Origin of the sequence: Streptomyces globisporus (genome assembly GCF_003501885.1) — a bacterium.
GTDB lineage: Bacteria > Actinomycetota > Actinomycetes > Streptomycetales > Streptomycetaceae > Streptomyces > Streptomyces globisporus_D.
Genome location: NZ_QWFA01000185.1, coordinates 1 through 12,979 on the forward strand (window position 1 = coordinate 1; position 12,979 = coordinate 12,979).

The following is a 12,979-nucleotide window of genomic DNA, read 5'->3' on the forward strand; positions in this document are numbered from 1 at the left end:
CCCCCCGTCCGGGGGAGAGCGACCCCGTACCGGATCCCACCCCCAGCCGCCCGGCCGAGGGGCTGCCGCCCACCGCGCGGGACAAGATCGACGCCCTCACCGAGAAGCGGCGCGAAGCCCTGGAGGACGACCCGGGCAGCTGCCCGATCGAGATCCCGCCCGAGTGGGTGATGACCACCGCCGAGACCTACGCGGCCGGCTACGCGAATGCCGCCAAGCTGGACGGCGCGGCGGCGCTGGGGCCCGCGTTCATGAAGGTGGTGCTCAACAAGCGCTACATCAACGACTCCTGCGCCTCCACCGTCGACGTCAGCTCCGAAGTCGACTTCGACTACGAGGGGAAGCGCCAACTCCCCCCGACGAAGGCGACGTTCCTCAGCTACGGGTTCATGCCGACCACCGCCACCATGACGCTGGAGCAGGTGGGCCCCCCGGCCGCGATCCACACCCACACGGTCACCAACACGCCGACCTACCCGGAGGAGACCACGGTCACGGCCCAGCTCGTGATGCGGCTCTCCGACGTCGAGGTGAACGGCGTGCCCCTGGACGTGGGCCCCGACTGCCGCACCGAACGCCCCTTCGAGCAGGTGCTGAAGGGGTACGGCCAGAGCTATCCGCCGGCCGGCTACCTCGTGGCGTACGGCGGCACCCTGACCGGATACGCCCACATCCCGCCGTTCGAGGGGTGCGGCGCCACCGAGGATCTCGACCCGATCTTCACCTCGGCCATCTCCAGCCCCGGCAGGAAGGCCGACAACTACACCAAGATGACCCAGGCGCCCCTGTGCGTGGCCACGAACCCGGAGGGCCCCGACTGCCCGCCGAGGAAGCCGAAGCCCGAGCGGTGACCTGAAAGGCCTCCGAGCCCTTCCGGTTCCACGGGACCGGAAGGGCCCTTTCATGCCCGCCGGGCCGGCCCGCCGACCGTGCGTTTCCTCATCATCCGACAGGTTTGACGGGCGGATTGCTCACCCGGCAACAATTCTTCGCTCCACATGAATTCTTGCCGAGGAAAATCTGTACCCAGTATTGCAAAGTCAGGTTACCGGCCCGTAGCGTCCCAGACGTGCCGATCGGGAACGCCCGGCTGCATGCGCAGATTCCGACAAGATCACAGACCGACCTTGTCACCGAATGACAAGTGATCCGATCACCGCCCCCCGTTCGTCGAAATCCGCTGTTCAACGGCTTGCCCTGGCGGTTTCGGCGGACATAACGTGCGCCCCCTGGTGCATGCGTGACGAGCCGCCATCGCCTTTCTCAGAGCCGGAGCGTCAACCGATGAAAACGTTCACCGCCACTTCGAGGGAGGGTCGATGGGAATCGAAGTAGTCGTCGAGGGCCTGACGAAATCCTTCGGCAAGCAGAACATCTGGCAGGACGTCAGCCTCACCCTGCCCGCCGGTGAAGTGAGCGTCATGCTCGGTCCTTCCGGAACCGGGAAGACCGTTTTCCTGAAATCCATCATCGGGCTTCTCAAGCCCGAACAGGGACGCGTCCTCATCAACGGCGTCGACATGGTGAACAGCCCGGAACGCGACATCATGGAGACCCGGAAACTCTTCGGCCTCATGTTCCAGGACGGGGCCCTTTTCGGCTCGATGTCGCTCTTCGACAACATCGCCTTCCCGCTGCGCGAGCACACCCGCAAGAAGGAATCCGAGATCCGTCGCATCGTGATGGAACGCATCGACATCGTCGGTCTCCTCGGCGCCGAGGGAAAGCTGCCGGGCGAGATATCCGGCGGTATGCGCAAGCGGGCCGGCCTCGCCCGCGCCCTCGTCCTGGACCCCCAGATCATCCTCTGCGACGAACCGGACTCCGGCCTCGACCCGGTCCGCACCGCCTACCTCTCGCAGCTCCTCATCGACCTCAACGCGCAGATCGACGCGACGATGCTCATCGTCACCCACAACCTCGACATCGCGGCGACCGTCCCCGACAACATGGGCATGCTGTTCTGCCGCAACCTCGTCACCTTCGGCCCGCGCGAGGTGCTGCTCACCAGCGACACCCCGGTCGTCTCCCAGTTCCTCGCCGGACGCCGCGAAGGACCCATCGGTATGTCCGAGGAGAAGGACGCCGCCACCCTCGCCGCCGAGCAGCTGGCCGACACCGTCCCGCTGCCCACCGGCCCCCGCACCGTCGTCCCCCAGCTGGAGCCCTCGCCGGGGATGCCCGTACGCCAGGGAGCGCTGCGCCGCCGGGAGCGGGTCATGTCGATGATGGGCCAGCTGCCGGAGGCCGCCCGTACGGCGATCCTCGACAGCTACGCCCCGGCGGCGGGAGGTGCGCGCGCGTGACCGCCCCGATGCCGGTGCGGCAGCCCGAGCCGCCCGAGAAGCCCCCGCCGGCCACCTCCGAGAAGGCCCCCGGCCAGGTCCGCCCGTCCCGGCTGCTCGCGCCGCTCCGCGAGACCGGGAAGCTGTTCGCGCTCGCCGTCGCCGTGGCCCGCGCCATCTTCCGCAGACCGTTCCAGGTAAGGGAGTTCATCGAGCAGTTCTGGTTCGTCGCGAGCGTCACCATCCTGCCCGCCGCCCTCGTCTCCATCCCGTTCGGCGCGGTCATCGCCCTCCAGGTCGGCTCCCTCACCCAGCAGCTCGGCGCCCAGTCCTTCACCGGCGGCGCCAGCGTCCTCGCGGTGATCCAGCAGGCCAGCCCGCTCATCGTGGCGCTGCTGATCTCCGGCGCCGCCGGCTCCGCGATCTGCGCCGACCTCGGCTCCCGCAAGATCCGCGAGGAACTCGACGCGATGGAGGTCATGGGCGTCTCGCCCATCCAGCGCCTCGTCGTCCCCCGGGTGCTCGCCACCATGCTGGTCGCCGTCCTGCTCAACGGCCTGATCTCGGTGGTCGGCACGCTCGGCGGCTACTTCTTCAACGTGATCATGCAGGACGGCACTCCGGGCGCCTACCTCGCGAGCTTCTCCGCCCTCGCCCAGCTGCCCGACCTCTACATCAGCGAGTTCAAGGCCCTGATCTTCGGCTTCATCGCCGGCATCGTCGCCGCCTACCGCGGCCTCAACCCCCGCGGCGGCCCCAAGGGCGTCGGCGACGCGGTCAACCAGTCCGTCGTCATCACCTTCATGCTGCTGTTCTTCGTGAACATGGTCCTCACGGCGATCTACCTCCAGATCGTCCCCGCGAAGGGGAGCTGACCGATGGCCATGCTGAACCGGCTCGACCGGGCGGGCGACCAACTCACCTTCTACGTACGGGCACTCCTCTGGATCCCGCGCACCCTGCGCCGCTATCTGCGCGAGGTCCAGCGACTCCTGGCGGAGGTCTCCTTCGGCAGCGGCGGACTCGGTGTCATCGGCGGCACCATCGGTGTGATGGTCGCCATGACCCTGTTCACCGGCACCGTCGTCGGACTCCAGGGCTACGCCGCCCTCAACCAGATCGGCACCTCGGCCTTCACCGGGTTCGTCTCCGCCTACTTCAACACCCGGGAGATCGCCCCCCTGGTCGCCGGGCTCGCCCTCTCCGCCACCGTCGGAGCGGGCTTCACCGCCCAGCTCGGCGCGATGCGGATCAACGAGGAGGTCGACGCCCTGGAGGCGATGGGCGTCCGCTCCATGCCCTACCTCGTCACCACCCGGATCATCGCCGGAGTCGTCGCGATCATCCCGCTGTACGCGATCGGGCTGCTCTCCTCGTACGTCGCCTCCCGCTGGATCACCATCTTCTTCAACGGCCAGTCGGCGGGTACCTACGACCACTACTTCAATCTCTTCCTCTCCCCGCAGGACGTCCTGCTGTCGGTGCTCAAGGTGCTGATCTTCAGCGTGCTGGTGATCCTCGCCCACTGCTACTACGGCTTCCACGCCGGCGGCGGCCCGGCCGGTGTGGGCGTGGCGGTCGGCCGCTCGGTGCGCAACGCCATCGTGCTCATCAGCGTCACCGACTTCTTCCTCTCGCTCGCCATCTGGGGCGCCACGACGACGGTGAAGGTGGCCGGCTGATGCGCACATCCAGCACACGCACGGTCCGCCGACGCCTGGCCGGAGTCGCCTTCCTGCTGGTCCCCGCCGTCCTCGTGTGGGTCTCGGTCTCCGTGTACGAGAAGGACTTCTCCGACGACGCCACGGTCACCGTCCGCACCGGATCGGTCGGCAACGAGATGCACACCAACGCCGATGTGAAGCTCCGCGGCGTCGTCATCGGGCAGGTCCGCTCCATCGCCACCGACGGCGACGGGGCCCGCCTCACCCTGGCCATCGACCGCGACGAGCTCGGCCGGGTCCCGGCCGACGTCACCGCCCAGATGCTGCCGACCACCCTCTTCGGCGCACGGTTCGTCGCGCTCGTCCCGCCCCGCATCCCCACGGCCACCACCCTGCGGGCCGGGGCCGTCATCCCGCAGGACCGCTCCAGCAACGCCATCGAGCTGGAACAGGTCCTCGGCAACGTCCTGCCGCTGCTGACCGCTGTGAAGCCCGAGAAGCTCTCCGCCACCCTCAACGCCGTCTCCCAGGCGCTGGAGGGACGCGGTGAACGCCTGGGCGAGACGCTGACCACGCTGGATCACCACCTGAAGAAGTTCAACCCCCAACTCCCCACCCTCAACGCCGACATCAAGGAACTCGTCAAGGTGAGCACGCTGTACGCGGACGCCGCGCCGGACGTCCTCGACGCGCTGCGGGACGCCACGGTCACCAGCTCCACCCTCGCCGACGAGGAGGCGCGGCTCGCCGCTCTCCACGGCACCACCACGGCTGCCGCGCAGGACGTCACCTCCTTCCTGCGGGAGAACAAGGACAACCTCATCCGACTCTCCGCCGCGAGCAGGCCGTCCCTCGAACTCCTCGCGGAATACGCCGAGTCGTTCCCCTGCACCCTGCGCACCATGGCCGGCTTCGTGCCCGCCATGGACAAGGCCCTCGGCAAGGGAACCGACGAGCCGGGGCTGCACGTGTCGGTCAAGTCCGTTCCCTCGAAGGGCAAATACGTCCCCGGCAGGGACGCCCCGGTCTACAACGCCACGGGCGGCCCGAAGTGCTACTCGGTGCCGTACGTCGGCAAGCACGCCCCGACCGCCGACACCCGCCGATCCACCGACCGCACCGGACCCCCGGCCACTCGGGGCGGCGCCGACGACGGCACCGACACCGGGCTCGGACTGCCCAACTCGCCCCAGGAGTCCCAGCTCGTGAACGAACTGGTCGCCCCCTCGCTGAAGGTCCGGCCGGCGGACCTGCCCGACTGGAGCAGCGTGCTCATCGGCCCGGCCTTCCGAGGTGCGGAGGTGAAGCTCAAGTGAAACGCCGCTCGCTCGCGGGACCGATCGCCAAGTCCCTCGTCTTCATCGTCGTCACCGTCCTGGCCACCACCGTCCTCGGGCTCTCCATCGCCAACACGGGCGTCGGCGACACCACCACGTACAAGGCGCGGTTCACCGACGCCACCGGCCTCATCCCCGGCGACAGCGTCCGGATCGCCGGGGTGAAGGTCGGCCAGGTCGAATCCGTGCGGGTCGCCGACCGGCGCGTCGCCGAGGTCTCCTTCGCCGTACGCAAGGGCCGGGACCTCCCCGCCTCGGTGACGGCGTCCATCAAATACCTCAACATGGTCGGCCAGCGGTACGTCGACCTCGACCGGGGCGCCGGACCCGTCGGCCGGACCTTCGCGCCCGGGGGCACCATCCCGCTCTCCCGCACCACCCCGGCCCTCGACCTCACCCAGCTCTTCAACGGCTTCCAGCCCCTCTTCGAAGGGCTGTCGCCGCCCGACGTCAACCAGCTCGCCGGCTCCATCGTCCAGGTCCTCCAGGGCGAGGGCGGCACCGTCGACAGCATCCTGCGGCACGTCGGCTCGCTCACCACGACCGTCGCGGCGAAAGACAAGGTGATCGGCGAGGTGATCACGAACCTCAACACGGTCCTCAAGACGGTCAACGACCGCGAGGAGGGCTTCGACGACCTCGTCGTCACCCTCCAGAAGCTCGTCACCGGATTCTCCGGCGACCGGAAACCGCTCGGCGAGGCCATCACCGCGATGGGAGCGCTCACCACCGTCACCGCCGACCTCTTCCAGGACGGCAGGAAGCCCCTCAAGGACGACATTCGCCAACTCGGGCGCCTCAGCGGCCAGTTGGAGAAGGGCACCCCGCAGATCGAGAACTTCCTCCAGAAGACCCCGGCCAAGATGGCGGCCATCAGCCGGCTGACGTCCTACGGATCGTGGCTCAACCTCTACCTCTGCGAAGCGAAGGTCAGCGGCGTCACCCACGACGACGGCAGCAAGCCGCCCACCGGCATCGCGATCACCCAACCGAGGTGCCTGGCATGAGAATCACCCCCATCCGGGAACGCAACCCGGTCGCCGTCGCCGTCGTCGGGCTCCTCGTCCTGGCCCTCGTCGGTCTCACCGCCTGGCGCGCCGACTCGCTGCCCTTCGTCGACAACGGGACGTCCTACAGCGCCGACTTCACCGAATCCGCCGGACTCGACGACGGTGACGAGGTGCGCATCGCCGGAGTGAAGGTCGGCGAGGTCACCGGCGTCTCCCTCGACGGCGCGAAGGTCCGGGTCGACTTCCGGGTGAAGGACGCCTGGATCGGCGACTCCTCCACCGTCGGCATCGCCATCAAGACCCTGCTCGGCGAGAAGTACCTCGCCGTCGACCCCCTCGGCGACGCCCCGCAGGACCCCGGCTCCCGTATCACCGCGAGCCGCACCACCTCCCCGTACGACGTCACCCAGGCGTTCAACGGGCTCGGCGAGACCATCGGCGAGATCGACACCGACCAGCTCGCCAAGAGCTTCGAGACGATCTCCGCCACCTTCAAGGACTCCCCGCCCCACGTCCGCAGCGCCGCCGAGGGGCTCTCCGCCCTCTCCCGTACGGTCTCCGAACGCGACGCCCAGCTCGCCACCCTGCTCAGCAGCAGCAAGAAGCTGACCCGGACCCTCGACGGGAAGAAGAGCAGCTTCGAAACGCTCCTGGAGGACGGAAACCTCCTGCTCGGCGAGATCCGGGCCCGCCGCGACTCCATCCATCTGCTGCTCACCGGCACCCGCGACCTCGGCACCCAGCTCACCGGACTCGTCAAGGACAACGACAAGCAGCTCGGGCCGACCCTGGCCTCCCTCGGCCGGGTCACCGCCGTCCTGGTGAAGAACCGCAAGAGCCTGGACAAGGTCCTCGCCACGACCGGCTCCTACAGCCGGCTCGTCGGCAACACCCTCGGCAGCGGGCGCTGGTTCGACAACTACGTCTGCGGTGTCGTGCCGAAGAACTACCTCCCCGCCGGCACACCCCCGGCGACCGGATGCATGCCACCCCGGCAGCAAGGGGGCCGCTGACATGAGACGCACCCGCATCACCGGCATCGGCGCCGGACTCGCCCTCGTCGCCGTCGTGGCCGCCACCGGCGTGAGCGCCCTGGAGGAGGACGGCAAGACCACCGTCATCGCCTACTTCGACCGGGCCACCGGCGTGTACGCCGGATCCGACCTGCGGATCCTCGGCGTGAAGGTCGGCACCGTCGACTCCGTCGAGCCGCGCGGCAAGGAGGTGAAGGTCGTGCTCCGCCTGGACCAGGGCATCGACGTCCCCCGGGACGCCCACGCCGTCGTCGTCGCCCCCAGCCTCGTCGCCGACCGCTACATCCAGCTCGCCCCGGCCTACGACGGCGGGCCCCGGCTCGCCGCCGGCGCGGTGCTGCCCGCCGCCCGCAACGCCACCCCCGTCGAGGTCGACGAGCTGTACGCCTCCATCACCGAACTCTCCACCGCGCTCGGCCCCAACGGGGCCAACGCCAATGGGGCGTTGGCCCGGCTTCTGGACACCGGGGCGAAGAACCTCGACGGCAACGGCAAGGCCATCGGGGACTCCATCGAACAGTTCGGCAAGGCCACCAAGACGCTCGACAAGAGCAGCGGAGACCTGTTCGACACCCTGAAGTACCTCCAGGGCTTCACCACGATGCTCAAGAAGAACGACGGCAACGTCCGCAGCGCCGAGCAGCAGCTGAACACGGTCACCACCTTCCTCGCCGACGACAAGAAGAACCTCAGCGCCGCCCTCAAGGAACTCGGCACCGCCCTCGGCCAGGTCAAGACCTTCATCGCCAAGAACCGCGGCTCGCTCAAGAAGAACGTCGAGGCCCTCGTGCCGATCACCCAGACGCTCGTCGACCAGCGCGCCTCGCTCGCCGAGGCGATGGACACCCTGCCGCTCGCCGCCGGCAATGTCCTCAACGCCTACGACCCGGCAAACCGCACCCTCAACGGGCGGACCAACCTCAACGAACTGTCCATGGGCGGACCGCTCGTGGAGCCCGGGGCCGCGGCCGCGGTGAGCCGGCTCACCGGCCTCGCCCCCGTCGACGCGACCCGCCGCAAGGCGCTGCCCGTCCTGCCGCTGCCCGAGGTCGGCACGGTCTACGGCACCCCCGAGAAGCAACCCGGCAAGCCGGGCGGGGCCGGAAAGGCGGGCACGTCCGGCGGGACCGACCAGGAGAAGGGGGCCGAGCGATGAACGACGAGATCCGGCGCAGACCCGCCGCACGGGCGGCCGTCGGCGCGGTCGCCCTGCTCGCCACCGGAGCGCTGATCGCCCTGGTCGTGGTCCGCCCCGACGCCCCCTCCTTCACCGGCATCGGCCAGTTCCCGCTGCCCGGCGGCGCGGACCTCGGCGACCGGCCGTACGAGGTCACCGCCGAGTTCGGCGACGTCCTCAGCCTCGCCCCGCAGTCCTCGGTCAAGGTCAACGACGTCTCCGTGGGGCGGGTCACGAAGATCGCGCTCGCCCCGGACGGCTGGCGGGCCCGGGTCACCATGCAGGTCAACGGCAAGGTCGAGCTTCCCGCCAACGCCTACGCCCGGCTCGAACAGTCCAGCCTGCTCGGCGAGAAGTTCATCCAGCTCGCCCCGCCCCCCGAGGGCACCGCCCACGGATCGCTCGCGAGCGGCGGCCGCATCCCCGTCTCCCGCACCAACAGGAACCCCGAGGTCGAAGAGGTCTTCGGCGCCCTGTCCATGCTCCTCAACGGGGGCGGCGTCAACCAGCTCAAGACCATCACCACCGAGCTGAACAAGGCGCTCGCCGGACAGGAACCGCAGATCCGCTCCGTGCTCAACCGGGTCGACACCCTCGTGACCGACCTGGACGAGAACAAGGGCGACATCACCCAGGCCCTCGACGGCGTCAACCGGCTCGCCACCACCCTCGCCACCCGTAAACAGGACGTCGGCACGGTCCTCACCGGGCTCAGTCCCGGGCTCAAGGTCCTGGAGAAGCAGCGCGGCTCCCTGCTGACCATGCTGCGCTCCCTCGACACCCTGTCCACGGTCGCCGTCGACACCATCAACCGGAGCAAGGCCGACATGATCGCCGACCTCAAGGCGCTCGCCCCGACCCTCAAGGCGCTCGCCGACTCCGGCCAGGACCTCCCGAACTCGCTCCAGGTGCTGCTGACCTACCCCTTCACGGACGAGGTGCTGCGCGGCGTCAAGGGCGACTACCTCAACGTCTACCTGGACGTGACGGCCATGCCCGGCACGCAGATCATCCCGGCCCTCACCCCGGACCCGCCGGGTATTCCCCAGCCCCCGGCCGAGGGCGAGGAACCGGCCGCGTCGACCAAGGGCGCGCTGCCGCTCCCGCTCCCGCTGCCCGCCGTGTCGGGCACGCCGAAGACCACGAAGGAGGCGACACCGTGATCACCCTCGCCGTCCGGCTGAAGAACCTCGCCTTCCTCGTCATCGCCGTCCTCGTCCTCGGCTACCTGGGCGTCCGCTACGCCGATCTCGGCCATTACGTCGGACTGCGCAGCTACTACACCGTCACGGTCCAACTCCCGCAGACGGGCGGCCTGTACACCCACTCCAACGTCACCTACCGTGGCGTCTCCGTGGGCCGCGTCGGCCCCATCGAGCTGACCGAGGACGGCGTCGAGGCCGAGCTGCGGATCGAGAAGGACGCCCCGCGCATCCCGGACAGCCTCACGGCCGTCGTCGCGAACCTCTCGGCGGTCGGCGAGCAGTACGTCGACCTGCGGCCCACCCGCACGGAAGGCCCCTTCCTGGGCAACGGCTCGGTCATCGACGAAGCCGACACCACCATTCCCGCGCCCCCCACAGACGTCCTCACCAGCGTCGACGACCTGGCGAGCTCGGTGAACCTGGAGAGCCTGCGGACCGTCGTCGAGGAGTTCGGGGCCGCCTTCGAAGGGCGCGGCGACGACCTCCAGGTCCTGCTGGACACCAGCGGCGACTTCATCGAGACCGCGGACAAGGCCCTGCCGGTCACCACCCGGCTGATGGCCGACGGCGAGCAGGTCCTGCGCACCCAGGCCGAACAGGGCAAGGCCCTCAAGGGCTTTGCCAAGGGGGCCAAGGAACTGGCCGCCGAACTCAAGGGATCCGACGGCGACCTGCGCCGCCTCATCGCGACCACCCCGGACGCCGCCGTCCAGATCAGCGGACTGCTGCGCGACGTCGACCCGGCCTTCGGCGTCGTCGTCGCCAACCTCCTCACCACATCCGACGTGGCCGTCACCCGCCAACGAGGCCTGGAGGAACTCCTCGTGAAACTCCCCGCCGTCGCCGCCGCCGGGGCGAGCGCGGTCGACGAGGACGGCGCCCGGTTCGGGATGTCCGTCACCTTCTTCGAACCGCTGCCCTGCACCGCCGGCTACGGCGGCACGCTCTACCGCAACGGGCTCGACACCTCGGCCGGGCCCGCCGTGAACACCGCCGCCCGCTGCACGTCCTCGCCCGGCACCGGCATCAACGTCCGGGGCAGCGGCAACGCCCCCAAGGGCGGCCCGCTGCCGAAACCGGCCGTCCCGGGCTCGATGAAGCTCCCCGGAGCCGTGGACGGCGCAGCCGCGACCGCGCAGCCGCCGACCGAGGGCGTGGCCGGGCTGCTGGGCCTGGGAGGCGGCTCATGACCCCCCGCACCCGGCACCTGGGCGGCTGGGCCGTGCTGCTCGTCGCCGCCCTGGTCTGTAACCTGGGGGCCTGGTCGTACGGGCAGGCGCGCGGCGACCGCTCCCTCTCCTACGCCAAGGCCCGCGACACGGCCCTGGCCGAGGGCGAACGGCACCTCGCGACACTGAACAGCCTGGACGGCGAGAGCGCGCAGCGGGTCGACGACGGGTTACGGGCCTGGCTGGACTCCTCCACCGGTCCGCTCCACGACGAGCTGGAGCGGACCCGGAAGGAGGAGGCGAAGTCCCTCACGGCGGCGGGCGACACGGCCCGGGGCAAGGTCACGTCGGCGGCGCTCACCGCCCTGGACGAGCGCACCGGTACGGCGGAGCTGATCGCCACCGTGGACGTCGAGGTCACCCCGCGTACCGGCGCGCCCGGCACCCAGCGCAAGCGGTTCGGGGCGACCCTCGCCCGTACGGCCGACGGCTGGAAGGTCAAGGCGCTCACGGCGATCGGGACGGGCGGCGGCCGATGAGTGCGAGCGTGAGAACGAGCGGAGGAACGGCGACGGTGAGCAGCGAAGGTGCCACGGACATCGGCCCCGGGACCGAGGCCGATGTCGCCCTGGACCCCGGCCACGGATCCGAGGAGGCCGAAACGAGGGCGCCGGACCCGGAAGACGGCGCGGACGTGTCCCGCCGCCGTTGGCCGCGCGTCCTCGGCGCCCTGCTGACGGTCGCCCTGATCGCCACGGGCGGCGCCCTGTACGCCGAGGGACGCCAGCTGCGCGACACCCCGGCCACGGCGAACCTGGCGCTCACCGACGCGGAGGCGACGACCCGCGTCACCGGCGATGTCAGCAGCGCGCTCAGCAAGGTCTTCTCGTACGGTCCCGGGGCCACCGCGACCACGAGGGCGGCGGCAACAGAGGTCCTGGCGGGCAAGGCGCTCCAGCAGTACGCGACGCTGTTCGGCCAGGTCGAGCGGCAGTCCGCCGACCAGAAGCTGACGCTCACCACCGAGGTCGTCCGGGCCGGTGTGACCCGGCTGACCGACGACAGCGCACACCTCCTGGTCTTCCTCGACCAGGTCTACGAACGCCGGGGCCGTGCACCCACCACCGCCTCCGCGCAACTCACGGTGGTCGCCGAACTGCGCGAAGGACGCTGGTGGATCGTCGAGATCGGATCCACGTGACGGCGGCCCGAAGGCGATGGCGCACGGGTCCGGTTCGGCAGGCAGGGGAGAGGCAGCACATGGCACGGCGGCGGACGACGACAGCGAACACCGAGACGAGTGGGACCACCGGGAGGAGGAACCCGCTGCTGCTCGCCGCCCTGGCCCTGGTGGTCTGCGCGGCCGGAGCGGCGGGCTGGGGCGGCTGGCAGCGGTACGAGGCCTCGCACGACGACGCGGCGTCCTTCGCGCGGGCGCGGGACGACGCGCTCGCGGCGGGGGAGCAGGCGGTGCAGAACATGAACACCCTGGACCACAAGGCGCTGGAGCAGGGGCTCGACAGCTGGGAGCAGTCCACCACCGGCGACCTCCACCGCCAACTCGTCGACGGTCGCGACGATTTCGCCAGGCAGATCGCCGAGGCGAAGACGGTGAGCACGGCGAAGGTCCTCTCCGGCGCGGTGACCGAACTGGACCAACGGGCGGGCCGGGCAGGGGTGATGGTCGCGCTACGGGTGACGGTCACCGCGCCCAGGGGCGAACCGGCGGTGAAGGAAAGCCGGTTGCTCGGCACCCTCACCCGGACGTCCGGGGGGTGGAAGCTCAGCGCGCTGGGCCAGGCGCCCGTCGGCTCCACGGCCGGCTGACCTCCGCCGCCGCACCCCGCCCATCCCGCACGCCCCGGAGAGGACCTACCCATGTCGACGACCCGTCACCTCGTCAACCGCCGCCGCCGGCTGGCCACGACACCCTCGCGCGCGGCGGGAGCCGAGACGGAACCGGCCTACGGGCAGCCCGAAGCCGACCGGGAACCGGAGGCAAGCGCCGCCCCGGAAACCGCAACCGCCCCCGAACCCGAGCCGGACACGGCCGACGACACCCCTCCAGACGCCGCCGACGACGGCCCCACGGCAGACG

The 12,979-nt window shown here is 70.2% G+C and carries 12 protein-coding genes and 2 pseudogenes; all 14 read left to right on the forward strand.

Annotated elements, in window-relative coordinates; all coding sequences use genetic code 11:
• A pseudogene (locus tag D3105_RS27120) lies at positions 1–851 on the forward strand (DUF6801 domain-containing protein); the annotation flags it as partial.
• A gap of 468 nt (positions 852–1,319) precedes the next feature.
• Positions 1,320–2,306: an ABC transporter ATP-binding protein gene (locus D3105_RS27125; protein ID WP_097875226.1), complete on the forward strand. Its 987-nt coding sequence runs from the start codon at positions 1,320–1,322 to the stop codon at positions 2,304–2,306.
• Positions 2,303–3,160 carry an MlaE family ABC transporter permease gene (locus tag D3105_RS27130; RefSeq protein ID WP_118905623.1) on the forward strand — a complete coding sequence of 286 codons (858 nt, stop codon included), beginning with the start codon at positions 2,303–2,305 and terminating at the stop codon, positions 3,158–3,160. Before D3105_RS27125 ends, D3105_RS27130 begins: the two co-directional genes overlap by 4 nt.
• 3 nt (positions 3,161–3,163) lie before the next feature.
• On the forward strand, positions 3,164–3,967 hold the full coding sequence (locus D3105_RS27135) for an MlaE family ABC transporter permease (protein WP_118905624.1): 804 nt from the start codon (positions 3,164–3,166) through the stop codon (positions 3,965–3,967).
• The gene (locus tag D3105_RS27140) at positions 3,967–5,265 is read left to right on the forward strand and encodes an MCE family protein (protein WP_118905625.1); all 1,299 of its coding nucleotides are present in this window, start codon (positions 3,967–3,969) and stop codon (positions 5,263–5,265) included. The genes D3105_RS27135 and D3105_RS27140 overlap by 1 nt, the downstream gene beginning before the upstream one ends.
• Positions 5,262–6,293: an MCE family protein gene (locus D3105_RS27145; RefSeq protein WP_118905626.1), complete on the forward strand. Its 1,032-nt coding sequence runs from the start codon at positions 5,262–5,264 to the stop codon at positions 6,291–6,293. The genes D3105_RS27140 and D3105_RS27145 overlap by 4 nt, the downstream gene beginning before the upstream one ends.
• Positions 6,290–7,309 (forward strand): MCE family protein, encoded by a 1,020-nt coding sequence (locus D3105_RS27150; protein WP_118905627.1) that lies wholly within the window; start codon positions 6,290–6,292, stop codon positions 7,307–7,309. The genes D3105_RS27145 and D3105_RS27150 overlap by 4 nt, the downstream gene beginning before the upstream one ends.
• Position 7,310: 1 nt before the next feature.
• Positions 7,311–8,486: an MCE family protein gene (locus D3105_RS27155; protein ID WP_118905628.1), complete on the forward strand. Its 1,176-nt coding sequence runs from the start codon at positions 7,311–7,313 to the stop codon at positions 8,484–8,486.
• Complete coding sequence (locus D3105_RS27160) at positions 8,483–9,670, forward strand: MCE family protein (RefSeq protein WP_118905629.1); 1,188 nt, start codon at positions 8,483–8,485, stop codon at positions 9,668–9,670. Before D3105_RS27155 ends, D3105_RS27160 begins: the two co-directional genes overlap by 4 nt.
• On the forward strand, positions 9,667–10,902 hold the full coding sequence (locus D3105_RS27165) for an MCE family protein (RefSeq protein ID WP_118905630.1): 1,236 nt from the start codon (positions 9,667–9,669) through the stop codon (positions 10,900–10,902). Before D3105_RS27160 ends, D3105_RS27165 begins: the two co-directional genes overlap by 4 nt.
• Positions 10,899–11,420 (forward strand): hypothetical protein, encoded by a 522-nt coding sequence (locus D3105_RS27170; protein ID WP_118905631.1) that lies wholly within the window; start codon positions 10,899–10,901, stop codon positions 11,418–11,420. The genes D3105_RS27165 and D3105_RS27170 overlap by 4 nt, the downstream gene beginning before the upstream one ends.
• 35 nt (positions 11,421–11,455) lie before the next feature.
• On the forward strand, positions 11,456–12,082 hold the full coding sequence (locus D3105_RS27175; protein WP_118905632.1) for a hypothetical protein: 627 nt from the start codon (positions 11,456–11,458) through the stop codon (positions 12,080–12,082).
• Positions 12,083–12,141: 59 nt separating this feature from the next.
• Positions 12,142–12,708 (forward strand): hypothetical protein, encoded by a 567-nt coding sequence (locus tag D3105_RS27180; protein ID WP_118905633.1) that lies wholly within the window; start codon positions 12,142–12,144, stop codon positions 12,706–12,708.
• 51 nt (positions 12,709–12,759) lie between these two features.
• A pseudogene (locus tag D3105_RS27185) lies at positions 12,760–12,979 on the forward strand (hypothetical protein); the annotation flags it as partial.

What these genes read in the sequence shown, in the direction of transcription:
- D3105_RS27155 (WP_118905628.1), top strand. Translation starts at nt 7,311, where the DNA reads ATGAGACGCACCCGCATCACCGGCATCGGCGCCGGACTCGCCCTCGTC.
- D3105_RS27180 (WP_118905633.1), top strand. Translation starts at nt 12,142, where the DNA reads ATGGCACGGCGGCGGACGACGACAGCGAACACCGAGACGAGTGGGACC.
- D3105_RS27170 (WP_118905631.1), top strand. Translation starts at nt 10,899, where the DNA reads ATGACCCCCCGCACCCGGCACCTGGGCGGCTGGGCCGTGCTGCTCGTC.
- D3105_RS27160 (WP_118905629.1), top strand. Translation starts at nt 8,483, where the DNA reads ATGAACGACGAGATCCGGCGCAGACCCGCCGCACGGGCGGCCGTCGGC.
- D3105_RS27125 (WP_097875226.1), top strand. Translation starts at nt 1,320, where the DNA reads ATGGGAATCGAAGTAGTCGTCGAGGGCCTGACGAAATCCTTCGGCAAG.
- D3105_RS27135 (WP_118905624.1), top strand. Translation starts at nt 3,164, where the DNA reads ATGGCCATGCTGAACCGGCTCGACCGGGCGGGCGACCAACTCACCTTC.
- D3105_RS27140 (WP_118905625.1), top strand. Translation starts at nt 3,967, where the DNA reads ATGCGCACATCCAGCACACGCACGGTCCGCCGACGCCTGGCCGGAGTC.
- D3105_RS27150 (WP_118905627.1), top strand. Translation starts at nt 6,290, where the DNA reads ATGAGAATCACCCCCATCCGGGAACGCAACCCGGTCGCCGTCGCCGTC.